Annotated in this window: 24 protein-coding genes and 1 pseudogene; 14 read left to right on the forward strand and 11 right to left on the reverse strand. The window is 61.0% G+C overall.

The window, feature by feature from the left end; translation table 11 throughout:
• Positions 1-16 precede the first annotated feature (16 nt).
• Positions 17-397, forward strand: a complete 381-nt coding sequence (locus tag AC1D1M_RS12350; protein ID WP_003229509.1) for a RidA family protein — start codon at positions 17-19, stop codon at positions 395-397.
• Positions 398-465: 68 nt separating this feature from the next.
• Positions 466-1,206, forward strand: a complete 741-nt coding sequence (locus tag AC1D1M_RS12355) for a hypothetical protein (protein ID WP_223443786.1) — start codon at positions 466-468, stop codon at positions 1,204-1,206.
• A 57-nt stretch (positions 1,207-1,263) separates the two neighbouring features.
• Here AC1D1M_RS12355 and AC1D1M_RS12360 read toward each other — a convergent pair.
• Positions 1,264-1,998: pseudogene (locus tag AC1D1M_RS12360) on the reverse strand (NAD-dependent epimerase/dehydratase family protein); the annotation flags it as partial.
• Between the two features lie 188 nt (positions 1,999-2,186).
• On the opposite strand from AC1D1M_RS12360, the gene exbB reads away from it, so the two are divergent.
• The 6 genes from exbB (at position 2,187) to AC1D1M_RS12390 (ending at position 9,116) form a co-directional block, all read left to right on the forward strand.
• On the forward strand, positions 2,187-3,158 hold the full coding sequence (exbB, locus tag AC1D1M_RS12365; RefSeq protein WP_477775841.1) for a tonB-system energizer ExbB: 972 nt from the start codon (positions 2,187-2,189) through the stop codon (positions 3,156-3,158).
• 6 nt (positions 3,159-3,164) lie between these two features.
• Positions 3,165-3,593, forward strand: a complete 429-nt coding sequence (gene exbD / locus AC1D1M_RS12370; protein ID WP_007989589.1) for a TonB system transport protein ExbD — start codon at positions 3,165-3,167, stop codon at positions 3,591-3,593.
• A complete protein-coding gene (locus tag AC1D1M_RS12375; RefSeq protein WP_477775842.1) occupies positions 3,590-4,339 on the forward strand; it encodes an energy transducer TonB family protein in 750 nt (249 codons plus the stop codon). Before exbD ends, AC1D1M_RS12375 begins: the two co-directional genes overlap by 4 nt.
• 283 nt (positions 4,340-4,622) lie before the next feature.
• Positions 4,623-5,552 (forward strand): hydrogen peroxide-inducible genes activator, encoded by a 930-nt coding sequence (locus AC1D1M_RS12380; RefSeq protein ID WP_008047093.1) that lies wholly within the window; start codon positions 4,623-4,625, stop codon positions 5,550-5,552.
• Positions 5,553-5,561: 9 nt separating this feature from the next.
• Positions 5,562-7,637 (forward strand): ATP-dependent DNA helicase RecG, encoded by a 2,076-nt coding sequence (recG, locus tag AC1D1M_RS12385; RefSeq protein ID WP_477775843.1) that lies wholly within the window; start codon positions 5,562-5,564, stop codon positions 7,635-7,637.
• 78 nt (positions 7,638-7,715) lie between these two features.
• Positions 7,716-9,116, forward strand: coding sequence for an aminoacyl-tRNA deacylase and HDOD domain-containing protein (locus AC1D1M_RS12390; RefSeq protein WP_477775844.1), 1,401 nt, complete (start codon positions 7,716-7,718; stop codon positions 9,114-9,116).
• 97 nt (positions 9,117-9,213) lie between these two features.
• Here AC1D1M_RS12390 and AC1D1M_RS12395 read toward each other — a convergent pair whose 3' ends face one another.
• A complete protein-coding gene (locus tag AC1D1M_RS12395) occupies positions 9,214-9,597 on the reverse strand; it encodes a hypothetical protein (RefSeq protein WP_008018281.1) in 384 nt (127 codons plus the stop codon).
• 389 nt (positions 9,598-9,986) lie between these two features.
• Here AC1D1M_RS12395 and AC1D1M_RS12400 point away from each other — a divergent pair, with 389 nt between their 5' ends.
• Entirely contained in the window at positions 9,987-10,379 is a 393-nt protein-coding gene (locus tag AC1D1M_RS12400) for a DUF6124 family protein (RefSeq protein WP_477775845.1), read from the forward strand.
• A gap of 89 nt (positions 10,380-10,468) precedes the next feature.
• On the opposite strand, the gene AC1D1M_RS12405 is transcribed toward AC1D1M_RS12400, so the two are convergent.
• The 3 genes from AC1D1M_RS12405 to AC1D1M_RS12415 form a co-directional block, all read right to left on the reverse strand.
• A complete protein-coding gene (locus tag AC1D1M_RS12405; RefSeq protein WP_003195589.1) occupies positions 10,469-10,744 on the reverse strand; it encodes an HU family DNA-binding protein in 276 nt (91 codons plus the stop codon).
• 194 nt (positions 10,745-10,938) lie between these two features.
• Positions 10,939-12,087: an NAD(P)/FAD-dependent oxidoreductase gene (locus tag AC1D1M_RS12410; protein WP_477775846.1), complete on the reverse strand. Its 1,149-nt coding sequence runs from the start codon at positions 12,085-12,087 to the stop codon at positions 10,939-10,941.
• 18 nt (positions 12,088-12,105) lie between these two features.
• Complete coding sequence (locus tag AC1D1M_RS12415) at positions 12,106-12,276, reverse strand: rubredoxin (protein ID WP_007995385.1); 171 nt, start codon at positions 12,274-12,276, stop codon at positions 12,106-12,108.
• 199 nt (positions 12,277-12,475) lie between these two features.
• On the opposite strand from AC1D1M_RS12415, the gene AC1D1M_RS12420 reads away from it, so the two are divergent.
• Together AC1D1M_RS12420 and ubiA are read left to right on the forward strand one after the other, a co-directional pair.
• A complete protein-coding gene (locus tag AC1D1M_RS12420; protein WP_477775847.1) occupies positions 12,476-13,039 on the forward strand; it encodes a chorismate--pyruvate lyase family protein in 564 nt (187 codons plus the stop codon).
• The gene (gene ubiA / locus AC1D1M_RS12425) at positions 13,039-13,929 is read left to right on the forward strand and encodes a 4-hydroxybenzoate octaprenyltransferase (RefSeq protein ID WP_477775848.1); all 891 of its coding nucleotides are present in this window, start codon (positions 13,039-13,041) and stop codon (positions 13,927-13,929) included. The genes AC1D1M_RS12420 and ubiA overlap by 1 nt, the downstream gene beginning before the upstream one ends.
• A gap of 78 nt (positions 13,930-14,007) precedes the next feature.
• Here ubiA and AC1D1M_RS12430 read toward each other — a convergent pair whose 3' ends face one another.
• Positions 14,008-14,391 carry a COG4315 family predicted lipoprotein gene (locus AC1D1M_RS12430; protein ID WP_477775849.1) on the reverse strand — a complete coding sequence of 128 codons (384 nt, stop codon included), beginning with the start codon at positions 14,389-14,391 and terminating at the stop codon, positions 14,008-14,010.
• Positions 14,392-14,544: 153 nt separating this feature from the next.
• Between AC1D1M_RS12430 and phoB the strand changes: the two genes are divergently transcribed.
• The 3 genes from phoB (at position 14,545) to AC1D1M_RS12445 (ending at position 18,060) form a co-directional block, all read left to right on the forward strand.
• Positions 14,545-15,234 carry a phosphate regulon transcriptional regulator PhoB gene (phoB, locus tag AC1D1M_RS12435; RefSeq protein ID WP_003229608.1) on the forward strand — a complete coding sequence of 230 codons (690 nt, stop codon included), beginning with the start codon at positions 14,545-14,547 and terminating at the stop codon, positions 15,232-15,234.
• A 75-nt stretch (positions 15,235-15,309) separates the two neighbouring features.
• The gene (gene phoR / locus AC1D1M_RS12440; protein WP_347912708.1) at positions 15,310-16,596 is read left to right on the forward strand and encodes a phosphate regulon sensor histidine kinase PhoR; all 1,287 of its coding nucleotides are present in this window, start codon (positions 15,310-15,312) and stop codon (positions 16,594-16,596) included.
• Between the two features lie 123 nt (positions 16,597-16,719).
• Positions 16,720-18,060 carry a hemolysin family protein gene (locus AC1D1M_RS12445; protein ID WP_218431557.1) on the forward strand — a complete coding sequence of 447 codons (1,341 nt, stop codon included), beginning with the start codon at positions 16,720-16,722 and terminating at the stop codon, positions 18,058-18,060.
• Positions 18,061-18,101: 41 nt separating this feature from the next.
• On the opposite strand, the gene AC1D1M_RS12450 is transcribed toward AC1D1M_RS12445, so the two are convergent.
• From AC1D1M_RS12450 to pstA, 5 genes are all read right to left on the reverse strand, one after another.
• Positions 18,102-18,998: a peptidoglycan DD-metalloendopeptidase family protein gene (locus tag AC1D1M_RS12450; RefSeq protein ID WP_477775850.1), complete on the reverse strand. Its 897-nt coding sequence runs from the start codon at positions 18,996-18,998 to the stop codon at positions 18,102-18,104.
• A 206-nt stretch (positions 18,999-19,204) separates the two neighbouring features.
• The gene (locus AC1D1M_RS12455; protein WP_477775851.1) at positions 19,205-20,101 is read right to left on the reverse strand and encodes a response regulator; all 897 of its coding nucleotides are present in this window, start codon (positions 20,099-20,101) and stop codon (positions 19,205-19,207) included.
• A 167-nt stretch (positions 20,102-20,268) separates the two neighbouring features.
• Entirely contained in the window at positions 20,269-21,030 is a 762-nt protein-coding gene (gene phoU, locus AC1D1M_RS12460; protein ID WP_007992846.1) for a phosphate signaling complex protein PhoU, read from the reverse strand.
• A gap of 109 nt (positions 21,031-21,139) precedes the next feature.
• On the reverse strand, positions 21,140-21,973 hold the full coding sequence (gene pstB / locus AC1D1M_RS12465; protein ID WP_007971742.1) for a phosphate ABC transporter ATP-binding protein PstB: 834 nt from the start codon (positions 21,971-21,973) through the stop codon (positions 21,140-21,142).
• A gap of 83 nt (positions 21,974-22,056) precedes the next feature.
• Positions 22,057-23,727: a phosphate ABC transporter permease PstA gene (gene pstA / locus AC1D1M_RS12470; RefSeq protein WP_046038904.1), complete on the reverse strand. Its 1,671-nt coding sequence runs from the start codon at positions 23,725-23,727 to the stop codon at positions 22,057-22,059.

Here is a 23,727-nt window from a genome sequence, read left to right on the forward strand (position 1 = left end):
TTACAAGGAGTCCTACATGACCAAGACTGTTATCACCAGCGACAAGGCCCCGGCCGCCATCGGTACTTACTCCCAGGCGATCAAGGCTGGCAACACCGTTTACATGTCGGGTCAGATTCCCCTGGACCCAAAAACCATGGAACTGGTTGAAGGCTTCGAAGCCCAGACCGTCCAGGTGTTCGAGAACCTCAAGGCCGTGGCTGAAGCCGCTGGCGGTTCGTTCAAGGACATCGTCAAGCTGAACATCTTCCTCACCGACCTGAGCCACTTCGCCAAGGTCAACGAGATCATGGGCAAGTACTTCGACCAGCCTTACCCTGCCCGCGCCGCCATCGGCGTAGCAGCCCTGCCAAAGGGTTCGCAGGTTGAAATGGATGCCATCCTGGTCATCGAGTAATGCGTACGGCGCAGCCTCGGGCTGCGCCGACTGCTCTGCTGTAAAGAATGCTTGAAAGGATTCCACCCATGCGCAACGCGCTTGCTCTCTCGCTGCTCGCCCTGTTCCTGGGCGGATGTGCCAGCAACCCTGCCGACCGTGACATCAGCGGCACCTGGATCAACCAGGTGGCGATCGATGCTGCCGCCAAAGGCGTCCCCCTGCGTGAAGCGCTCCAGGCCTATGGCCCGAACCTGGAATGGGACATCAACACCAAGGCCGGTCAGGCCCGCTACACCAACGGTTTTGAAAATGTCGACGGCAAGCTGCTGGGTGAAGAGTCCGGCGCCTGGAAAGTCGACTTTTATGGCAGCTCGGCCAGTGAGCTGAAGCGTGACGGCAAGCAACTGAGCCAGTCCGCCAGCGACAATGAGCCTGAGCAAGTCTTCGACCGCGTACAAATCCAGGTACCGGATGGCGCACCGATGGGCGCCAGCTTCGAACGTGCGCTGTATTCCGCCTACATGGGCGGCGGCTGGACAATCGTCAACGGCCCAGGCGAAGGCAACACGGTTCAATTCCAGGCCGACGGCCAGGTGACCGGCCTGCCAGGCAGCGATCGCTATGCGTTGTGCCTGGCCGGCGATTGCGCATCCATGAGCGGTGGCAACGACAACATGTGGCTGCAACTCAATGGCCAGGGCAACGCCTGGATCTTTGCGCGCAAGGGCAAAGAGCTGGAGATTTTCCAGACCGTGAACACGGCGCAGGCGGACGAGATGCCCTCGTTCACCCCGGGTGAGCGCAAGTGGTTGCTCGAGAAGCAATGACCTACGCATAACCCATGTGGGAGCGAGCTTGCTCGCGATGAGGCCATAACATCCAACATCATCGGCCCATTCAGTCACACCCAGATACTCACGCAACCAACCCACCACATCGGCCAGCGCTGCAGGCGCGTCATCGACGCCAATGTAGACATCATCCAGCGCCACGCCACGCCGATCCGCCTCAAGCAGGCACGCCATCAACCCTGCGGCATCGTCGGCATGAATCCGATTGGCATACAACGGCGGATCAGTTACCACGCGATACCCCCGACGGACCTGAGTCAGTAGCCACTCACGGCCCGGACCATAAATGCCAGTCAGACGCACGATGCTCGCCGGAATACCGCTCTTGAGGGCAAGTTGCTCGGCTTCGAGCATCACACGCCCGGAATAGCCCGCCGCCACGGCCGGTGAAGACTCGTCGACCCATTCGCCGTTCTGCTGACCGTAGACACTGCTGCTGGACACGAACAACAGGCGATTGGGCATCTGCCCGTAGTCGTCCAGCCACTCCAGCACATGCTCCAGGCCCTGGACATACGCCGCGCGGTAACCGGCTTCGTCGTGATCGGTGGCCGCCGCGCAATACACCAGGTAATCCACGGCGCCGATTGGCCAGGTAGCCGGGCAGTCTTTGTTGAACAGGTCACCGGCCACGCCGATGACGCCCTTGGGCAGGCGTGAAACGTCGCGTCGCAGGCCATGGACCTCCCACCCTTCGGCCAGCAATTGTGTGGCCAGGCGGCTGCCGACATCACCGCAGCCGGCGATCAAAACAGTAGGCGCAGACATCAGAAAACTCCCATCGGAAAGCCACAGACTAGCGCCGGCAATAGACAGGCGGCTAGCAATGCAGGAAAAAAAGAGACGCTATTACTTTTGTTAACAAGAATTAATTGCAATAATGCCTTCCCACTTTTGTTCTCGGCCTTCGAGGCCTGGAAGAACATCACCCGTTTTTTCTCTCAGGTCCGGCCAGCATGACACGCAATCAATTCTCCGCTTCGCCAACCAAACGACCTCGCGCCTGGAGCGCGGTGGCCGCCCTGCTCCTCAGCCTGATGCTCGCGCCAGTCGCCGCTTTCGCCGATGCCCAGGCGCCAGCCACACCGGCCGCCACCGCACCGGCTCCAGCCGATCACGCTGCCCCGGCCGCCGCTCCGGTCGCGACCGATCCTGCCCAGGCCGCACCGGCAGAAGCGTTGGGTGAAGACGTCCCTGAAGTCCTCGAAGCCGACAACACCCTGGGCATGGCCCATGACCTGTCGCCGTGGGGCATGTACAAGAATGCCGACATCATCGTGAAAATCGTGATGATCGGCCTGGCCATCGCCTCGATCATCACCTGGACCATCTGGATCGCCAAGGGTCTTGAGCTGATGGGCGCCAAGCGTCGTCTGCGCGGTGAAATCGCCCAACTGAAAAAATCCGCCTCCCTCAAGGAAGCCAGCGCCACTGCGGCGAAGGAAGGCACCCTGGCCAACCTGCTGGTACATGACGCCCTTGAAGAGATGCGCCTGTCGGTCAACAGCCGTGAGAAAGAAGGCATCAAGGAACGCGTCAGCTTCCGTCTTGAGCGCCTGGTCGCCGCCTGCGGTCGCAACATGAGCAGCGGCACCGGCGTGCTGGCCACCATCGGCTCCACCGCGCCGTTCGTCGGCCTGTTCGGTACCGTGTGGGGCATCATGAACAGCTTCATCGGCATCGCCAAGACCCAGACCACCAACCTCGCCGTCGTCGCCCCCGGTATCGCCGAAGCCCTGCTGGCTACCGCGTTGGGCCTGGTTGCAGCGATCCCTGCGGTCGTGATCTACAACGTCTTTGCCCGCTCCATCGCCGGTTACAAGGCTCAAGTGTCCGATGCGTCGGCACAGGTCCTGCTGCTGGTCAGCCGCGACCTCGACCACCAGCCTGAGCGCAGCTCGCAACCGCACATGGTGAAAGTGGGGTAATCGGCCATGGGCCTGCATTTGAAAGAAGGGGCAGACGACGATCTGTCCGAAAACCACGAAATCAACGTTACGCCGTTCATCGACGTCATGTTGGTGCTGTTGATCATCTTCATGGTGGCAGCCCCGCTGGCCACCGTGGACATCAAGGTCGACCTGCCCGCCTCGACTGCCAAGCCGGCACCGCGACCAGAGAAACCGGTGTTCCTCAGCGTCAAGGCTGACCAGCGCTTGTTCCTCGGTGAAGACGAAGTGAAGGCCGAAGCACTCGGCGCCACCCTCGACGCCAAGACCCAGGGCAAGAAAGACACGACGATCTTCTTCCAGGCTGACAAAGGCGTGGATTACGGCGACCTGATGAGCGTGATGGACAACCTGCGCTCTGCCGGTTACCTGAAGGTAGGTCTGGTCGGACTCGAGACGGCAGCCAAGAAATGATCACGACGCGCCATAAGCTGACGCGTTACAGCGGTAGCCTGGCTGTAGTGCTGGGTGTTCACGCGCTGGCCATCGCGCTGGCGCTGAACTGGTCCGCCCGTCCGCCCATCGAATTGCCCCCGCAGGCAATGCTGGTCGAACTGGCACCGGTTCCTGCCCCGCCACCGCCTGCTCCGCCGAAGGTCGTCACGCCTCCGCAGCCACCGGCTCCGGTTGAAGAACTGCCGATACCCAAGCTCGCCGAAGCGCCGAAAGCTGAAATTGCCGTGCCCAAGCCCGTCAAGCCAAAGCCCAAGCCGCAGCCGCCCAAGCCGGTAGAGAAGAAACCCGAACCGCCGAAGGAAAAACCGGCCGAAGAAAAACCTGCCGAAGCGCAACAGACTCAGACGCCAACGGAGAAATCCGCCCAGCCTGCGCCGGGCCCTTCGCCGGCTCAACTGGCGGCCAAGGCCAGCTGGCAAGGCACGCTACTGGCGCACCTGCAGAAGTACAAAAAGTACCCGGCCAGTGCACAGGCGCGGGGCAAGGAAGGCATGAACCGTCTGCGTTTCGTCGTGGACGCCGAAGGCAATGTGTTGTCGTTTGAGCTGGTAGGTGCCTCGGGCACCGCCGATCTGGACCGGGCCACCCTGGAAATGATCCGCCGCGCCCAACCGCTGCCCAAGCCACCGGCCGACATGCTGACCAACGGCTCCATCGAAATCGTTGCACCCTTTGTGTATTCGCTGGAAAAGCGCCGCCGTTAAAACAGTACTGCCCTTGTGGGAGCGAGCTTGCTCGCGATAGCGGTCTAACATTCAACGTAGATGTCGAATGTTGGGCCCTCATCGCGAGCAAGCTCGCTCCCACAGAGGTTTCTGCCAGCAGGAAGGCCGCGTTCCAAGCCAAAAAGGCACCGAAAGGTGCCTTTTGCTTATCTGCCAGCGGCAAACCGGCATTGCCCGGTGTCACTCGACACTCTCAGTCTGATAACGTGCGTCTATCGATTGCAGCCGGTATGCTTGGCCCGCAACTACATGGACGCTTGCTATGACCCTCACAGAATTACGCTACATCGTTACCCTCGCCCAAGAGCAGCACTTCGGCCACGCGGCCGAGCGTTGCCACGTCAGCCAGCCGACCCTTTCGGTGGGCGTGAAAAAGCTTGAAGACGAACTCGGTGTGCTGATTTTCGAGCGCAGCAAAAGCGCCGTGCGCCTGACCCCGGTCGGCGAAGGCATCGTCGCCCAGGCGCAGAAAGTGCTGGAACAAGCCCAGGGCATCCGCGAACTGGCCCAGGCCGGCAAGAACCAACTGACCGCCCCGCTGAAAGTCGGCGCGATCTACACCGTCGGGCCGTACCTGTTTCCGCACCTGATTCCACAACTGCACCGGGTCGCCCCGCAGATGCCGTTGTACATCGAAGAAAACTTCACCCACGTGCTGCGCGACAAACTGCGCAACGGCGAGCTCGACGCGATCATCATCGCCCTGCCGTTCAATGAAGCCGACGTGCTGACCCTGCAGCTCTACGACGAGCCGTTCTACGTGCTGATGCCGGCGCAGCACCCGTGGACGCAAAAAGAATCCATCGACGCCAGCCTGCTCAACGACAAGAGCCTGCTGCTGCTCGGCGAAGGCCACTGCTTCCGCGATCAGGTACTGGAAGCCTGCCCGACCCTGACCAAAGGCAACGACGGCGCCAAGCACACCACAGTGGAATCCAGCTCCCTGGAAACCATTCGCCACATGGTCGCGTCCGGCCTGGGTATTTCGATCCTGCCGCTATCGGCAGTCGACAGCCATCACTACGCCCCCGGCGTGATCGAAGTGCGTCCGTTGTCGGCACCCGTGCCGTTCCGCACCGTGGCCATTGCCTGGCGCGCCAGCTTCCCGCGCCCGAAAGCGATTGAAATCCTCGCTGACTCCATTCGCCTGTGCTCGGTGGCCAAGCCAGCGGCGCAAGTCGCTGCGGGCTAAGCAACGGTCATGAACGAGTTGTCGCAAGTGTCGGTGACGGCACTCAAGGGGGTCGGTGAAGCCATGGCCGAGAAACTGGCCAAGGTCGGTCTGGAAAACCTCCAGGACGTGTTGTTTCACTTGCCCCTGCGCTATCAGGACCGTACTCGCGTGGTGCCGATCGGCGCACTGCGGCCAGGGCAGGATGCGGTCATCGAAGGCACCGTCAGCGGTGCCGACGTGGTCATGGGCCGGCGGCGCAGCCTGGTGGTCCGGTTGCAGGATGGCACCGGGGGCTTGAGCCTGCGGTTCTACCATTTCAGCAACGCGCAGAAAGAAGGCCTGAAACGCGGTACGCGGATTCGCTGCTACGGCGAGGCGCGGCCCGGTGCTTCGGGGCTGGAGATCTACCACCCGGAATACCGCGCCATCACCGGCGATGAACCGCCGCCAGTGGATGAAACCCTGACCCCGGTCTACCCGCTCACCGAAGGCCTGACCCAACAGCGCTTGCGCCAGTTGTGCATGCAGACCCTCACCCTGCTCGGCCCCAGCAGCCTGCCCGACTGGCTGCCGAACGAACTGGCCCGCGACTACCAATTGGCGCCGCTGGCCGATGCGATCCGCTACCTGCACAACCCGCCCGCCGATGCCGACGTCGATGAACTGGCCCTCGGTCACCACTGGGCGCAGCACCGTCTGGCTTTCGAAGAACTGCTGACCCATCAACTGTCGCAACAACGCCTGCGCGAAAGCATGCGCTCCCTGCGTGCGCCGGCGATGCCCAAAGCCACGCAACTGCCGGCCAAGTACCTGGCCAACCTCGGCTTCAACCCGACCGGTGCCCAGCAACGGGTCGGCAACGAAATCGCTTATGACCTCAGCCAGCACGAACCGATGCTGCGGCTGATCCAGGGTGACGTCGGCGCCGGCAAAACCGTGGTCGCCGCGCTCGCTGCACTCCAGGCTTTGGAGGCCGGTTATCAGGTCGCGCTGATGGCGCCCACCGAGATTCTCGCCGAGCAGCACTTCATCACCTTCAAGCGTTGGCTCGAACCGCTGGGCATTGAAGTCGCGTGGCTGGCCGGCAAGCTCAAGGGCAAAAACCGCGTGGCTGCGCTGGAGCAGATTACCAACGGCACGCCGATGGTGGTTGGCACTCACGCGCTGTTCCAGGACGAAGTGCAATTCAAGAACCTGGCGCTGGTGATCATTGACGAACAACACCGCTTCGGTGTTCAGCAGCGTCTGGCCTTGCGACAGAAAGGCGTCGGTGGGCGCATGTGCCCGCATCAATTGATCATGACCGCCACGCCGATTCCGCGCACGCTGGCCATGAGCGCCTACGCCGATCTCGACACCTCGATCCTCGACGAATTGCCCCCCGGCCGAACCCCGGTCAACACCGTGCTAATCACTGACACCCGGCGGGTCGAAGTCATCGAACGGGTACGCAGCGCTTGCGCCGAAGGGCGTCAGGCCTATTGGGTTTGCACACTGATCGAAGAGTCGGAGGAGCTGACCTGCCAGGCCGCCGAAACCACCTACGAAGACCTCACCGCCGCCCTCGGCGAACTGAAGGTCGGGCTTATCCACGGCCGCATGAAGCCTGCGGAAAAAGCTGCGGTGATGGCCGAGTTCAAGGCCGGCAACCTGCAATTGCTGGTCGCGACCACAGTGATCGAAGTGGGCGTGGACGTGCCCAACGCCAGCCTGATGATCATCGAGAACCCCGAACGCCTGGGCCTGGCGCAATTGCACCAGTTGCGCGGTCGCGTCGGCCGGGGCAGCGCCGTCAGCCATTGCGTGCTGCTCTACCATCCGCCGCTGTCGCAGATCGGCCGCCAGCGCCTGGGCATCATGCGCGAAACCAACGATGGTTTCGTCATCGCCGAAAAGGATCTGGAATTGCGCGGCCCCGGCGAAATGCTCGGTACCCGTCAAACCGGCCTACTTCAGTTCAAGGTCGCCGACCTGATGCGCGATGCCGATTTGCTGCCCGCCGTGCGGGATGCCGCCCAGGCATTGCTCGAGCGCTGGCCGACCCACGTCAGCCCGCTACTCGACCGCTGGCTGCGTCATGGCCAACAATACGGCCAAGTGTGACAACCGTCACGGTTTCTGAGGCGTGGCCCCAAGCAAGCTGGTTATACTCCTGCAATTGTTTTAGTCCGGATACAGACCATGACCGAAGTTGCCTTCGCACCCGACACCCCGCACGCTCCGTCGGTTATTCGGCTGATGCTGGGCAAGTTGGGCATTGCCTACGAAGAAGTGCTGGACCGTCATGGCCTGAATGCCGCGCGCAAAGTGCAGGCCGTTCTGCTGGATGACAGTGTTGGCGTGCTGATGGTGCTGTTCCCGCAGAGCCAATTGCTGGACCTCAATCGCCTCACTGAACTCACCGGTCGCCGCCTCACCGCCGTACCGACCGAACGCCTGACAAAAATGCTCGGCAAGCATAACCTCAGCTTGCTGCCGGGCCTGCCAGCGCTAACCAGCTCACCGTGCCTGTACGACGAAAGCCTGCTGCGCGAGCCGAAGTTGCTGATCAACTCCGGTGAGCCGGGCGTGCTGCTGGAAATCTACTGCGAAGACTTCAAGACCATGCTGACCAAGGCCAGTGCCGCCAACTTCGGCGAAAACCTGACCAGCATCCGTCCGAACCTCGACCGCCCCGATGACGACCGCGAGGAAATCACCCAGGCCGTCCAGGCGTTCACCGCGCGGCGCATCCAGCAGCGTCTGGAAGCGACCATCGAGATTCCGCCGCTGGCCGAAACCGCACAAAAAATCATCAAGCTACGCGTCGACCCCAACGCCACCATCGACGACATCACCGGCGTGGTCGAAACCGACCCGGCGCTGGCTGCACAAGTCGTGAGCTGGGCGGCATCGCCGTACTACGCCTCGCCGGGCAAGATCCGCTCGGTGGAAGACGCCATCGTCCGGGTACTGGGCTTCGACCTGGTGATCAACCTGGCGCTGGGCCTGGCCTTGGGCAAAACCCTGAGCCTGCCCAAGGACCACCCGCAACACTCCACCCCGTACTGGCAGCAATCGATCTACACCGCCGCCGTCATCGAAGGCCTGACCCGCGCCATGCCGCGCGCCCAGCGTCCGGAAGCCGGCCTGACCTACCTCGCCGGCCTGCTGCACAACTTCGGCTACCTGCTGCTGGCCCACGTGTTCCCGCCGCACTTCTCGCTGATCTGCCGCCACCTGGAGGTCAACCCGCACCTGTGCCACAGCTTTGTGGAACAACACCTGCTGGGTATCAGCCGGGAACAGATCGGCTCGTGGCTGATGCGCTACTGGGACATGCCTGAAGAGCTGGCCACCGCCCTGCGCTTCCAGCACGATCCACACTACGATGGCGACTTCGCTGAGTACCCGAACCTGGTGTGCCTGTCGGTGCGCCTGCTGCGCAGCCGTGGCATCGGCTCGGGCCCCGACGAAGACATCCCCGACGCCCTGCTCGAACGCCTTGGCCTGAGCCGCGAAAAAGCCAACGACGCGGTCAGCAAAGTCCTCGAAGCCGAAGTGCTGCTGCGCGAACTCGCTTCGCAATTCACTCAAGGCTGAAAAGCATCGCGAGCAAGCTCGCTCCCACGGGATTCAGGTGATCCCTGTGGGAGCGAGCTTGCTCGCGATGAATTTGACTCGGTTTAACTGACAGCCCTCAAGCCTTGGGCTTGGCCTTCTTCGGCTTCAAATACTTGGTCAGCCCCTGGAACCAGATCACCAGCGCAGGATTGCCCTTGATCTGAATCGACTTGTCCTGAATCCCCGTCATGAACGCCAGTTGCTTGTTCTTCGCCTGCATCGTGGCAAAGCCGTACGCGGCATCTTTGAAGGCAATCGCAAACGCAGGCTCGGCATGCACACCCGATTGGCTGGTGATGCGCTGGTCCTTCACACGGAAATGCCGCGCCACTTTCCCGTCCAGGGTCTGCAACTGAAACACCAGGTCCTTGTCACCCAACTGCTGCTGAAACGCCGGATTGGTCCGGCTGGCCTTACCCATCAACAAACCCAGCATCCACAGCAGAAAACGAAATTTCATGCGCACAGCCTCAAGAGAAAAATGAACGGCCGGGGCAGTTTAACGGCTTCAGGCGATAACACCAGTATCTGCTTGCGTTAGAAGAAGATCAGAACCATTACCCTCACGATGACCACCAAGTCACAATTATCAAAACCTCCCTCCAGACCGCTCCACACGCCACTTCTGCACCTGAAGAAACACATTCTGTAGGAGCTGCCGAAGGCTGCGATCTTTTGATCTCCCCACCCTGCAAACCTATCGGAAACTTCCTTCAAAATGCTGCGCTACGCATGAACTAGGCGAGTTTTGGATTCATCGATAACCTCTGATCGTCACCGCCAAAAACGGCGACCGGATGTGCAAGTCCGAAATCGGGAGCAAAACTTCTTAACCAAGGATTTACACCAATGACTCCGATACCCGACGCATCCGAAAACGAAGCCACATCCCCCTACGAATCCCTCGATTCCAAAAAACTCCACGAAGCCGCCGAACGCGCCCTCGATCACTATCTCGCCCCACCAAAACAGACACCAACGAAACGCAGCGGCCAACTCTTCAGTGTCTGCCCGGACATCAACACCGAAGCTCTCCTGGCCAACGCCTCGGAAGATCTGCTGTCCATCAGCGCCATCGCCGCTGACCTGGCTGACGATGTAGACGGCTCGCGCCGCTCAGTAGCCCTGGCGATCAGTCGCGTGGCTGAGGGGGCGCATTTGCTGGTAGAGCGGGCGCTGGATCATCTGGATGAACCGGAAATGGCGGCGATTCTCGCCAAGCAACAAAGCGGGCTCGGCTGATTCACCACCCACAAAAAATGGGCACCCAACCTTGGTTAGCGTGCCCATTTTTTATTCCACTCCCCCGCTGCGCGGGAGGTGAACACGGATTACGGATTAACGCTGTCTTTCAACGACTTGCCTGGCTTGAACGCTACGGTGTTGCTGGCCTTGATTTTGACGGGTTCGCCGGTTTGCGGGTTTTTGCCGGTGCGGGCACCGCGATGGCGTTGCAGGAAGGTGCCGAAGCCCACCAGCGTCACACTGTCTTTGCGGTGCAGGGCACCGGTGATTTCTTCAAGAACGGCGTTGAGAACGCGGTTGGCTTGTTCTTTGGTGAGGTCTGCTTTTTCAGCAATGGCTGCAGCGAGGTCTGGTTTACGCATGTGAGTGAAGCCCCTTTGACGGTTTGTTGTTGTTATGTCCGTGCTGCTCTCTGCGGAGCAGCGCCAAAAGCGCCGCAGGTGCTCTACTCTGCGGCAGACGGGAGTGAGGATGGCACGCAGTGAGGCCCCGCGCCAGTATCGGCGCGGCCATTGTTAGGGCAAAAGGGGGGTGATTCCGACAGAACGACCGGTATTTACGCCAACAGAGCCGGAAGCTCTTTGTTCAGGGCCAGTTTTTCCATCACGGCGGCACCGGTGAGCGCATAGCCGAGCAGCTTGCCCGCGGCATCGCGGCATAAAACCTTGATGTCGGCGCCCTGCCCTTCGACTGTCCAGATGCCCTCTGCGCCCCGTGGTGGTGGGGATACCACCAGCGGGCACACCGGGGTTTTGACGGTGATCGGCATCGGGCCATAGGTGACGGCGGTCGGGTTGCCGGCCAGGGTTTGCGCCAGCGCCCTCGCACAGCTCATCAGGGGCATCACGTACAGCAGGTTCAACCCATCGACCTCGGCACAGTCGCCCAGGGCGTAGATGTTGGCGTGGGAGGTCTTCAGGTGCCGGTCGACCATGATGCCGCGGTTGACCTGCAAACCGGCCGCTGCCGCCAGGTCGACACGTGGGCGCAGGCCAATGGCCGAGACCACCACGTCGCACGGGATCACCTGGCCATCGGACAGGTGTGCTTCCAGGCCGTCAGCCACACGCTGCAGGCGGTTGAGCACCGGCCCGAGGTGGAAGCGTGCACCGAGGCTTTCGAGGCCTGCCTGCACCGCAGCGGCAGCCGCCGGGTGCAACAGGGTCGGCATGACCTGCTCGCACGGCGCAACCAGTTGCACTTCGTAGCCGCCCAGGGTCAGGTCGTTGGCGAACTCGCAGCCGATCAGGCCGGCGCCGAGCAGCAGCACGCGGCGCTTGCCGGCCCCCGCCGCGCGAAAGCGTGCGTAGTCTTCCAGGTCGTTGATCGGGAATACGCAATCCGCCGCGTCGCCTTCAATGGGCACGCGCACGGTTTCGGCGCCCCAGGCCAGGATCAGGTCGCGGTAGATTACCGCTTCTTCACCGATCCACAGGCGTTTGTGGCCCGGGTCGATGCCGCTGATGCGCGTGTGGGTGCGCACTTCGGCCTTGAGTTGTTCGGCCATGGCGCCGGGTTCGGCCATGCTCAGGCCGTCGGCATCCTTGTTTTTGCCGAAGCCGGTGGAGAGCATCGGCTTGGAGTAGGAGCGCCCGTCATCGGCGGTAATCAGCAGCAGCGGGGTTTCGCTGTCGAGTTTGCGAAACTCGCGGGCCACGTTGTAGCCAGCCAGGCCGGTGCCAATGATTACGACAGGTGCGTTCATTCCTTACTCCTCAATTGTTCAGGCAGCGATTTCGATCATTTCAAAATCCATTTTGCCCACACCGCAGTCCGGGCACAGCCAGTCTGCCGGCACGTCTTCCCAACGGGTGCCCGGCGCAATGCCGTCATCCGGCCAACCGTCGGCTTCGTTGTAGATCAGGCCGCAGACGATACATTGCCACTTTTTCATCAGGTACTTCCTCAGGGTTCAGGCGTTTTGCCGGCCGGACGGTCGATGGTTGTAGCACTGCCGTCCAACTCAGCGCGTTTTGTACTGATCGGGGCCGTCGGATGCAAGCCTGTTCGGCGCAACGGCAGGCCATTTCAATCGATATCGGCGGCTGACATGTTAAGCTCGCCGCCTCATTTGCTGCCAATAATGACTCATTGTGCATCACACAGAATCCCCCTCTCCAGCTCCTCTCTGGCTCTCGCGCAGCGAACTGACGCCCCTCCCCGATGCCTCCACCCTCGACTGGCTGTTCGACGAAGGCTCGCTGACCAGACGTCTGATTCATCTGTCGAATGATGCCTTCAGCGTCTCGCCAATGTTCGAAGGCTGGCAGCCTTTGCGCACCGACGAATGCGCAGCGCTGGACCTGGCCGAAGGCAGTGAGGGCTGGGTGCGTGAGGTGTATTTGCGCGGTCATGGCGAGGCGTGGGTGTTTGCGCGCAGCGTAGCGTCACGCAGTGCATTGCAAGGCGACGGCTTGCACATGGACGAACTGGGTAGCCGCTCGCTGGGCGAATTGCTGTTTTGCGATCATGCCTTCCAGCGCCGGGCCATCGAGGTTTGCCATTATCCGCAAGCGTGGCTGCCCGCCGAGGCGCAATCGCCTGAGCTGTGGGGCCGCCGCTCGCGCTTTGACCGTGGTGCCTTGAGTGTTTTGGTGGCTGAAATTTTCCTGCCTTCCCTGTGGGACGCCGCCTGCGTCCAATCGGAGAACCATTGATGTACCAAAGCCTGCTCAAGTCCTTGAATCGCTTGAACCCTCGGGCCTGGGATTTCATTCAGCTGACCCGCATGGACAAGCCGATCGGCATTTACCTGCTGCTCTGGCCAACGCTGTGGGCGCTGTGGATTGCCGGCAAGGGTTCGCCGTCCCTGGCCAACATTGTGATTTTCGTCCTCGGCGTGGTGCTGACCCGCGCCGGCGGCTGCGTGATCAACGACTGGGCGGACCGCAAGGTTGACGGCCATGTGAAGCGTACCGAACAGCGGCCGCTGGTGAGCGGCAAGATCAGCTCCAAAGAGGCGCTGGTGTTCTTCGCATTGCTGATGGGCGTGAGCTTCCTGCTGGTGCTGTGCACCAATGCCGCGACCATTTGGCTGTCGTTGGGCGGTCTGACGCTGGCGTTCAGTTACCCATTCATGAAGCGCTACACCTATTACCCGCAAGTGGTGCTGGGCGCGGCGTTTTCCTGGGGCATGCCGATGGCCTTTACTGCCGAAACCGGTGAGCTGCCGGCTGTCGCGTGGCTGCTGTGGATCGCCAACCTGATGTGGACCGTGGGTTACGACACGTATTACGCGATGACTGACCGCGATGACGACCTGAAGATCGGAGTGAAATCCACGGCGATTCTGTTTGGCGATGCAGACCGGGTGATCATTCTGACGTTGCAAGGCTTGGCGCTTGGCTGCTTGTTACTGGCCGGGTCAAAGTTCGAGCTCGGTGGCTGGTTCCATCTCGGCTTGCTGGCGGCGGCGGGCTGTTTTGCGTGGGAATTCTGGTATACCCGCGACAGGGACCGGATGCGCTGTTTCAAGGCGTTTTTGCACAATCACTGGGCGGGATTGGCGATTTTCGTCGGGATTGTGCTGGATTACGCGCTACGTTGAAGCATCAAAAAGATCGCCGCCTTCAGCAACTCCTGCAGAGCAACGAAGGCAGCGATCTGGTGCGACAGGCTACAACCGTTACATATGCTCGCGAACGACGTGCCAGACGTCTTTTTTCTTGTCACCCGTCATGTCTCCGGGTTTTTTGTCGTCCTCGTAGTAGTACAGCGGCTTGCCGTCATAGGCCCATTGCATCTTGCCATCGTCACGCTTGACGACTGTCCATTTACCTTCGGCCTTGGCACCCGCCGGCGCCATCATTGGCGGCCAGTATTTGGCGCAGTCGCCGTTGCACATCGACTTGCCGCCCGCGTCCTTGTCGAACGTGTACACAGTCATGCCCTTGTGATCGACCATCATGCCGTCTTTCATCATCGCCGGGTCGGCGGCAAAGGCCAGTGTCGGCAGCGTTAACGCAGCAGTGACCAGCAAAGCCTTCCAGGATTGAGCAATGTAGTTCATGGAAACCTTCCTTTTGTGGTTGTCAGGATTCGGACTTAGAGCTTAGCCCAGGATCCAGCCAATCGCCGGCCGACTAAAATACTGTCACACGACTGCAATAATTCCGTTATCTAATGCGGCGCAAGACAGTTAAATGACAAGAGGATTAAGGGCATGGTTGGCAGGAGCATTCTGATCGTCGACGACGAAGCGCCTATTCGCGAAATGATCGCCGTTGCATTGGAAATGGCCGGCTATGACTGCCTGGAGGCTGAAAACTCCCAGCAGGCCCACGCCATTATCGTCGACCGCAAACCGGACCTGATCCTGCTCGACTGGATGCTGCCCGGCACGTCCGGCATCGAGCTGGCCCGTCGTCTCAAGCGTGATGAACTGACCGGGGACATCCCGATCATCATGCTCACCGCCAAGGGTGAAGAGGACAACAAGATCCAGGGCCTGGAAGTCGGCGCTGACGACTACATCACCAAGCCGTTTTCCCCACGTGAGCTGGTAGCGCGCCTGAAAGCCGTGCTGCGTCGCGCAGGCCCGACCGATGGCGAAGCGCCAATCGAAGTCGGCGGCCTGCTGCTGGACCCGATCAGCCACCGCGTGACCATCGACGGCCGTCCTGCCGAGATGGGTCCGACCGAATACCGCCTGCTGCAATTTTTCATGACCCACCAGGAGCGCGCCTACACTCGTGGCCAGTTGCTGGATCAGGTCTGGGGCGGCAACGTCTACGTCGAAGAGCGTACGGTCGACGTACACATTCGACGCCTGCGCAAAGCCCTCGGCGATGCTTACGAAAATCTGGTACAAACCGTGCGCGGCACTGGCTACCGGTTCTCAACCAAGGCCTGATGATCGCAGCGGTTCCACTTTCAAGGACGTATTTTTTTCGTGAACCAAAACTGGCATGGCACCCTGATTCGCCACATGCTGCTGCTGGTCACCGCCTGCCTGGTGATCGGCCTGATCACCGGCTATTACGGCTGGAGCCTCGCCGCAGGCCTGGGTCTTTACCTGGCCTGGACCCTCAAGCAATTGCTGCGTCTGCACGAGTGGCTGCGCCTGCACAAGCCCGATGAAGCGCCACCCGACGGCTACGGCCTGTGGGGCGAGGTGTTCGACAGCATCTACCACCTGCAACGCCGCGACCAACGGGTACGCGGGCGCCTGCAAGCAGTGATCGACCGGGTTCAGGAGTCCACCGCCGCGCTGAAAGACGCGGTGATCATGCTCGACACCGACGGCAACCTGGAGTGGTGGAACCGCGCCGCCGAAACCCTGCTGGGCCTCAAGACGCCACAGGACAGCGGCCAGCCGGTGACCAACCTGGTGCGCCATCCGCGCTTCAAGGAATACTTCGAGCAGGACAGCTACGCCGAGCCGCTGGAAATTCCTTCGCCGACCAACGACCGCGTGCGTATTCAGCTGTACATCACCCGCTACGGCAACAACGAACACTTGATGCTGGTGCGCGATGTGACACGCATCCATCAGCTTGAGCAAATGCGCAAAGACTTCATCGCCAACGTTTCCCATGAACTGCGCACACCGTTGACGGTGATCTGCGGCTACCTGGAAACCTTGCTCGATAACGTCGACGAGGTGAACCCGCGCTGGAGCCGTGCCTTGCAACAGATGCAACAGCAAGGCGGGCGTATGCAGACGCTGCTTAACGACCTGTTGCTGCTGGCCAAGCTGGAAGCCACCGATTATCCGTCGGACAACCAGCCGGTGCCGATCGACGGCTTGCTGCAATCGATCAAGAGTGATGCGCAGCAGTTGTCCGGCCAGAAAAACCAGAAAATCACCCTGGAAGCCGACCCGACAATTCTGCTCAAGGGCAGCGAGGCGGAGTTGCGCAGCGCGTTTTCCAACCTGGTGTTCAACGCGGTGAAATACACCCCGGCCGAAGGCAATATCCGCATTCGCTGGTGGGGCGATGACCAGGGGGCGCACCTGAGCGTGCAGGATTCCGGGATCGGCATCGATAACAAACACCTGCCGCGCCTGACCGAACGCTTCTACCGCGTCGACTCCAGCCGCAACTCCAACACCGGCGGCACCGGCCTGGGACTGGCGATCGTCAAACACGTTTTGTTACGTCATCGGGCACGGATGGAAATCAGCAGCGTACCGGGCCACGGCAGTACCTTTACTTGCCACTTTGCGCCGGCTCAGGTCACCAAATCACGGGTTATCAGCACCGCCGACTGATACCGGTCAGCACGCACCACTAGGCAACTGGCCGGTCAGCCGCTACATTGGCTGACTTGCGCCTGCCTTTCAGGTGCGGACTTTTCTTTCCTTTCGAATACACGGAACCCGCAAAACTCCATCATGGACCCTTCCCCTGGCTTGACCCTCGCTACAATTTTCGCCGACTTCGGCATGATTCTTTTTGCTCTGATCCTGGTTTTGCTCAACGGTTTTTTCGTTGCGGCGGAATTTGCCATGGTCAAACTGCGCTCGACCCGGGTCGAGGCCATCGCTGACAAAAACGGCTGGCGCGGGCACATCCTGCGCACCGTGCACAGTCAGCTCGATGCTTACCTGTCGGCCTGCCAATTGGGTATCACCCTCGCCTCCCTGGGCCTGGGTTGGGTTGGTGAACCTGCGTTTGCGCACCTTCTGGCGCCTGTACTGAGTGCCGTGGGCGTAGATTCCGCTGAAGTGGTCAAGGCGGTTTCGTTCTTCACTGCGTTCTTCATCATTTCCTACCTGCACATCGTGGTCGGCGAACTGGCCCCCAAATCCTGGGCGATCCGCAAACCCGAATTGCTGTCGCTGTGGACCGCCGTGCCGCTGTACCTGTTCTACTGGACCATGTACCCGGCCATCTACCTGCTCAACGCCAGCGCCAACCAGATCCTGCGCATCGCAGGCCAAGGTGAGCCCGGCCCGCACCACGAACACCATTACAGCCGCGAAGAACTGAAACTGATCCTGCACTCCAGCCGTGGCCAGGATCCGAGCGACCAAGGCATGCGCGTTCTGGCGTCAGCGGTGGAAATGGGCGAGCTGGAAGTGGTCGACTGGGCCAACTCCCGCGAAGACCTGGTCACCCTGGAGTTCAATGCACCGCTCAAGGAAATCCTGGCGTTGTTCCGTCGCCACAAGTTCAGCCGCTACCCGGTGTACGACAGCGAACGCCAGGAGTTCGTCGGCCTGCTGCACATCAAGGATCTGCTGCTGGAACTGGCGGCGCTGGACCACATTCCCGAGTCGTTCAACCTCGCCGAACTGACCCGCCCGCTGGAGCGCGTGTCACGGCACATGCCGCTGTCGCAGTTGCTGGAGCAGTTCCGCAAGGGCGGCTCGCACTTCGCCGTGGTCGAAGAGGCCGACGGCAACATCATCGGCTACCTGACCATGGAAGACGTGCTGGAAGTACTGGTAGGCGATATCCAGGACGAACATCGCAAGGCCGAACGCGGGATCCTCGCGTATCAGCCGGGCAAACTGCTGGTGCGGGGCGATACGCCGCTGTTCAAGGTTGAACGACTGTTGGGCATTGACCTCGACCACGTCGAAGCCGAAACCCTCGCCGGGCTGGTCTATGAGAGCCTCAAGCGGGTTCCGGAAGAGGAAGAAGTACTGGAAGTCGAAGGCCTGCGGATCATCATCAAGAAAATGAAAGGGCCGAAGATCGTTCTGGCCAAGGTGTTGATGCTGGATTGATGTGATTCGTTAAACCGCATTGATCCCAAAGCTTCAAGGCATCACTGCTTGCCCAACGCAAAGTTGGGCAGCGCGCCCACCGGCTGGTTGAACTGATACGGAATCGATACCAGCCCCAGCCCCGTATTGCGCTGCACCACAAAATGCAAATGCGGCCCGGTGCTGTTGCCGGTATTGCCGGACAACGCCAACGCGCTGCCGACCGTTACCCGCTGACCTTCCCGAACGCGGACCGAGCCTTTCTTCAGGTGCAGGTAAACACCCATCGTCCCGTCATCGTGCAGCACCCGCACGAAATTGCCGGATGCGTCGGTACCGCGCCCGCTCTGTCTGTTCTCGGTTTTCACCACCACCCCGCCTCGCGCGGCAATGATCGGTGTGCCTTCAGGCATCGCGATGTCTATGGCGTAACGGCTCTTGGGCCCGAAGTGGCTGTAGGGGCCATTGGCGCCCTGACTTATCCGGAATGGTCCGCCACGCCAGGGCAACGGGTACCGATAGCCCACCGTGGGCCCAGACGGGTCACCCAGGGAATACTTGAACTTCGGGACGTACGCGAGGGGCCTCCCACCTTTAGTCGCCGTGAGCTGCGCCAGGCGAACGCTGCTGCGTAGCGGTATCACCTGCCGAATCGTCCCTCCCGGCACACCGCTGCCGTTCTTCACCCCGGCAAAACTCAATTCGACTTCTACCGGCGCATACAGGTCATTGCGCACGTACACGCTGTGCACGCCGTTCTTCTTCATGATGACGAGGCGCACCTGACGCTCAAGGTGCTCGACCATGCCATCGCGAAAAACGAACACATGGGCGCCTTTGCTGGGGCGGTCGCTGTAGGAAACCACGCCATAGGCATCTTTGGATTTGTAGATGGTCATGGCCATGGCCGAGGTGGCGACCATGAACAGGCCACATAAAAGCAGCAGGCGCGTGAACATGAGCAAGGATTCTGTCGAGTGAGGCCTGGGAGTGAGCCTAGCAGCTGCAATGGACCCGAGTAGTCGACAGATGTTTCAGAAAGGGTGTTCAGCAGATGTGCGGTAACAGTGATGGCCCCATCGCGAGCAAGCTTGCTCCCACAGGATTCATGCCGGACCTGTGGGAGCGAGCTTGCTCGCGATGGCGGACTGTCAGGCGACGCGCCTCAAGCGCCTGGAATAAAGTGCTTCTGCGCCGTACCCCGCGCAATCAGGCGCGAGATGTAATCGAGCTTCTGCGCATCCTGATCGACAAAGCGGAAGGTCAGTTGCAGCCAGTCGCTGTCGGGCTTCGGTTCGTGGGCCACGACGGCGTGCAGATAGCCGTTGAGGCGGGCGATTTCGGCATTGTCGCCCTGCTCCAGGTCCAGCACGGCGCTGTCGAGGATCTGCGGCAGGATCTCGGAGCGCTTCACCACCAGCAGCGCTTCCTTGAGGCTCAGGGCCTTGATCACGCATTGCTGGATGCCGTTCGGCAAACGCAGTTGACCCTGGCCACGGCCATTGGCGGGTGCCGAAGAGGCCGCAGGCGCCTTGACCGGCGGACTGTTGAGCAAGCCTTTGGACGGTGCGGCTGTTGGCGTGGCGACGGGTGCCTTGCCACCGGTCAAGGCGGCGAGGGAGTCGTTAGCGAATGCCGGACTCGTTTTGGACGCGGCTACGTTGATCAAGGCATCGAGTTTGCCGACCTTGTGCAGCGCCTGCTTGACCTTGGTGAGCAGTTGCTCGTTGGTGAACGGCTTGCTGACGTAACCGGATACCCCGGCCTGGATCGCCTGGACGACGTTCTCCTTGTCGCCACGGCTGGTCACCATCACGAAGGGCATGGCTTTGAGGTTGTTTTGCTCACGACACCAGGTCAGCAGTTCCAGGCCGGACATTTCCGGCATTTCCCAATCACACAGGACCAGGTCGAATGCTTCCTTGGCCAGCATGGCCTGAGCCTTTCTGCCGTTGATCGCGTCTTCGACCCGCATGCCCGGGAAATAATTGCGCAGGCACTTCTTCACCAGGTCACGAATGAACGACGCGTCGTCCACGACCAACACACTGACCTTACTCATCCACCACCCCTTTAAAAAATCCCGGCCAGCATACCGCCTTGCTGATGGCACATTGCCAAAAACCTTCAGTCACGCCGGACTTTTCGTTCGCGGGTGCTGCTTTTCGAATTCGTCGGCCGCAAACAAAAACGCCCGGCCAAAAGGCCGGGCGCTTTACTTGGGCAACCTTACTTATCGTCAGTTTTGCCCGGAACATTAGCGGTTTCGCCACTGGTTCCTTCAACTTCTTCCTTCATGCGCTTGAGCCCCAGGTGCCGCACGTCAGTGCCGCGCACCAGGTAAATCACCAGCTCCGAGATATTGCGTGCGTGATCGCCGATACGCTCCAGCGAACGCAGCACCCAGATAATGCTCAGAACCCGCGAGATAGAACGCGGATCTTCCATCATGTAGGTCGCCAGCTCACGCAGGGCGGTCTTGTATTCGCGGTCGATGATCTTGTCGTACTGCGCCACCGACAAGGCCAGTTCGGCGTCGAAACGGGCAAAGGCGTCCAGCGCGTCGCGAACCATGTTGCGCACCTGGTCACCGATGTGGCGCACTTCGACGTAACCGCGCGGCGCTTCGCCTTCTTCGCACAGCTGGATGGCGCGGCGGGCGATCTTGGTCGCTTCGTCACCGATGCGCTCCAGGTCGATCACCGATTTGGAAATGCTGATGATCAGGCGCAGATCAGACGCTGCCGGCTGGCGACGGGCCAGAATGCGCAGGCATTCTTCGTCGATGTTGCGTTCCATCTGGTTGATCTGGTCGTCGATCTCGCGCACCTGCTGGGCCAGGCCGGAGTCGGCCTCGATCAGCGCGGTCACCGCGTCATTGACCTGCTTCTCGACCAGCCCGCCCATGGCCAGGAGGTGGCTGCGCACTTCCTCCAGTTCGGCGTTGAACTGCTGGGAGATGTGGTGTGTAAGGCCTTCCTTAGAAATCATGTTGTCTGCTCCGCAAAAGCTGTGAGCTGCAAGCTACAAGCTGCAAGCTGATGTGTTGTACCCGAACCGCCCTGACTTGCCGCTTGAAGCTCGCGGCTCGTGGCTGCTGCTAGCCGTAGCGACCGGTGATGTAGTCTTCGGTCTGCTTCTTCGCCGGATTGGTGAACAGGGTATCGGTGTCGCCAAACTCGACCAGCTTGCCCATGTACATGAACGCGGTGTAGTCGGACACCCGCGCCGCCTGTTGCATGTTGTGGGTCACGATGACGATGGTGAACTTGGATTTCAGTTCGTAGATCAGCTCTTCGACTTTCAACGTGGAGATCGGGTCGAGTGCCGAGCACGGTTCGTCGAGCAGCAGCACTTCCGGCTCAACGGCGATGGTGCGGGCGATCACCAAACGCTGCTGCTGACCACCGGACAGGCCCAGTGCCGACTCGTGCAGACGGTCTTTGACCTCGTCCCACAGTGCCGCGCCTTTCAACGCCCACTCGACGGCTTCGTCGAGCACGCGCTTCTTGTTGATGCCCTGGATACGCAGGCCGTAAACCACGTTTTCGTAGATGGTTTTCGGGAACGGGTTTGGCTTCTGGAACACCATGCCGACGCGACGACGCAGCTCGGCCACGTCCTCGCCCTTGCGGTAGATGTTGTTGCCGTACAGGTTGATCTCGCCTTCAACGCGGCAACCGTCAACCAGGTCGTTCATGCGGTTGAAGGTACGCAACAACGTCGACTTGCCACAGCCGGACGGGCCGATGAAGGCGGTCACGCGCTGTTTCGGGATGTTCATGCTGACGTCGTACAGCGCTTGTTTTTCGCCGTAGAACAGGCTCAGGCCCGGCACTTCGATGGCTACGGTTTCCTGCTCGAGGTTCAGGCTCTGTTTGTCGCGGCCCAGGGCAGACATGTTGATGCCGTGGGTATGTGCTTCGTGCTGCATGGGAGGCTCCCTGTGCTAACAAATTCGGTTCAGTGGGCTGCCGGCATCAGGGCCAGCAACACTTTCAATGTTTGGGCCAGCGATCAGCTGTCCAGCGCCTTGTACTTCTCGCGCAGGTGGTTCCGGATGTACACCGCCGACAGGTTCAATGTCGCGATCACCAGCACCAGCAGCAGCGCCGTTGCGTACACCAGCGGTCGTGCGGCTTCGACGTTCGGGCTCTGGAAGCCGACGTCATAGATGTGGAAGCCCAGGTGCATGATCTTCTGGTCCAGGTGCAGGTACGGGTAGTTACCGTCCACCGGCAGCGACGGCGCCAGTTTCACCACACCCACCAGCATCAGCGGCGCCACTTCACCCGCGGCGCGGGCCACGGCGAGGATCATGCCGGTCATCATTGCCGGGCTGGCCATCGGCAGCACGATCTTCCACAAGGTTTCAGCCTTGGTCGCGCCGAGGGCCAACGAGCCTTCACGCACAGTGCGAGGAATCCGCGCCAGGCCTTCTTCGGTGGCCACGATCACCACCGGCACTGCCAGCAGCGCCAGGGTCAGCGAGGCCCAGAGCAGACCCGGTGTGCCGAAGGTCGGCGCCGGCAATGCTTCCGGGAAGAACAGGCGGTCGAGTGAGCCGCCCAACACGTAAACGAAGAAGCCCAGGCCGAACACGCCGTAAACGATCGCCGGAACGCCCGCCAGGTTGTTCACCGCGATGCGGATCACCCGGGTCAGCGCATTCTGCTTGGCGTATTCACGCAGGTACACCGCCGCCAGCACGCCGAACGGGGTCACGATCATCGCCATGATCAGGGTCATCATCACGGTGCCGAAGATGGCCGGGAAGATCCCGCCTTCGGTGTTCGCTTCACGCGGGTCGTCGCTCAGGAACTCCCAGACCTTGCTGAAGTAGAAACCGATCTTGGTGGTCGTGCTCATGGCGTTCGGCTGATAGGCGTGCACCACTTTGCCGATGCCGATTTCGATTTCCTTACCGTTCGCATCGCGGGCGGTCAGGCTGTCACGGTTGAACTGCGCATGCAGATCGGTCAGGCGCGCTTCAACGTCCTGATAGCGGGCATTGAGTTCGGCGCGCTCCGATTCCATGTCCGCTTGTGCGGTGGCGTCGAGCTTGCCATCGAGCTCCAGCTTGCGACCGTGCAGACGGATGCGCTCGAGACCGGCGTTGATCGCGCCGATGTCGGTTTTTTCCAGGTTCTTGAGCTGTGCAGCCAGCTTGTTGACGCGGTCGACACGGGCCTGCAACTCAGGCCATGCGGCTTCGCCTTCAGCGACAACCTTGCCATCCTGTTTGACGTTGACCAGGTAGCCGTAGAAATTGCCCCACTCGCGACGCTCGATGGCCATCAGCTCCGGCGGCGTCGTCTGTTTGGTCAGCCACTCACCGACGATCCAGGTGAAGTCGTTGCCGTTCAGGTCACGGTTGCCGACCTTGATCAGCTCGCGGGTCATGAACTCAGGGCCTTCGTCAGGCACCGGCAGGCCGGCGCTCTTCAGGCGGGCACGTGGCACTTCTTCTTTCTGCACCACTTCGCCAATGACCAGGTGCTGGCCCTGGCCCGGCACGTCGTAGCTGGCATGGATCAGATCCGCCGGCCAGAAGTGACCCAGGCCGCGCACGGCAATCACTGCCAGCAGGCCAATGGTCATGATGACCGCGATGGACACCGCGCCACCGCTGATCCAGACGCCGGGGGCGCCGCTCTTGAACCATCCTTTCAGGGAGTTCTGTTTCAC

The sequence above is a fragment of the Pseudomonas sp. P1_F7 genome (assembly GCF_056405655.1).

Bases quoted from the DNA above. Each gene is read 5' to 3' on its own strand.
- AC1D1M_RS12445 (WP_218431557.1), top strand. From the start codon at position 16,720: ATGGACCCTTCCCCTGGCTTGACCCTCGCTACAATTTTCGCCGACTTC.
- AC1D1M_RS12380 (WP_008047093.1), top strand. From the start codon at position 4,623: ATGACCCTCACAGAATTACGCTACATCGTTACCCTCGCCCAAGAGCAG.
- AC1D1M_RS12350 (WP_003229509.1), top strand. From the start codon at position 17: ATGACCAAGACTGTTATCACCAGCGACAAGGCCCCGGCCGCCATCGGT.
- AC1D1M_RS12405 (WP_003195589.1), bottom strand. From the start codon at position 10,744: ATGCGTAAACCAGACCTCGCTGCAGCCATTGCTGAAAAAGCAGACCTC.
- AC1D1M_RS12430 (WP_477775849.1), bottom strand. From the start codon at position 14,391: ATGAACTACATTGCTCAATCCTGGAAGGCTTTGCTGGTCACTGCTGCG.
- AC1D1M_RS12390 (WP_477775844.1), top strand. From the start codon at position 7,716: ATGACCGAAGTTGCCTTCGCACCCGACACCCCGCACGCTCCGTCGGTT.
- phoR (WP_347912708.1), top strand. From the start codon at position 15,310: ATGCTGCTGCTGGTCACCGCCTGCCTGGTGATCGGCCTGATCACCGGC.
- ubiA (WP_477775848.1), top strand. From the start codon at position 13,039: ATGTACCAAAGCCTGCTCAAGTCCTTGAATCGCTTGAACCCTCGGGCC.
- AC1D1M_RS12375 (WP_477775842.1), top strand. From the start codon at position 3,590: ATGATCACGACGCGCCATAAGCTGACGCGTTACAGCGGTAGCCTGGCT.
- phoB (WP_003229608.1), top strand. From the start codon at position 14,545: ATGGTTGGCAGGAGCATTCTGATCGTCGACGACGAAGCGCCTATTCGC.
- recG (WP_477775843.1), top strand. From the start codon at position 5,562: ATGAACGAGTTGTCGCAAGTGTCGGTGACGGCACTCAAGGGGGTCGGT.
- exbD (WP_007989589.1), top strand. From the start codon at position 3,165: ATGGGCCTGCATTTGAAAGAAGGGGCAGACGACGATCTGTCCGAAAAC.
- AC1D1M_RS12355 (WP_223443786.1), top strand. From the start codon at position 466: ATGCGCAACGCGCTTGCTCTCTCGCTGCTCGCCCTGTTCCTGGGCGGA.
- AC1D1M_RS12455 (WP_477775851.1), bottom strand. From the start codon at position 20,101: ATGAGTAAGGTCAGTGTGTTGGTCGTGGACGACGCGTCGTTCATTCGT.
- exbB (WP_477775841.1), top strand. From the start codon at position 2,187: ATGACACGCAATCAATTCTCCGCTTCGCCAACCAAACGACCTCGCGCC.
- phoU (WP_007992846.1), bottom strand. From the start codon at position 21,030: ATGATTTCTAAGGAAGGCCTTACACACCACATCTCCCAGCAGTTCAAC.
- pstB (WP_007971742.1), bottom strand. From the start codon at position 21,973: ATGCAGCACGAAGCACATACCCACGGCATCAACATGTCTGCCCTGGGC.
- AC1D1M_RS12410 (WP_477775846.1), bottom strand. From the start codon at position 12,087: ATGAACGCACCTGTCGTAATCATTGGCACCGGCCTGGCTGGCTACAAC.
- AC1D1M_RS12450 (WP_477775850.1), bottom strand. From the start codon at position 18,998: ATGTTCACGCGCCTGCTGCTTTTATGTGGCCTGTTCATGGTCGCCACC.
- AC1D1M_RS12395 (WP_008018281.1), bottom strand. From the start codon at position 9,597: ATGAAATTTCGTTTTCTGCTGTGGATGCTGGGTTTGTTGATGGGTAAG.
- AC1D1M_RS12415 (WP_007995385.1), bottom strand. From the start codon at position 12,276: ATGAAAAAGTGGCAATGTATCGTCTGCGGCCTGATCTACAACGAAGCC.
- AC1D1M_RS12400 (WP_477775845.1), top strand. From the start codon at position 9,987: ATGACTCCGATACCCGACGCATCCGAAAACGAAGCCACATCCCCCTAC.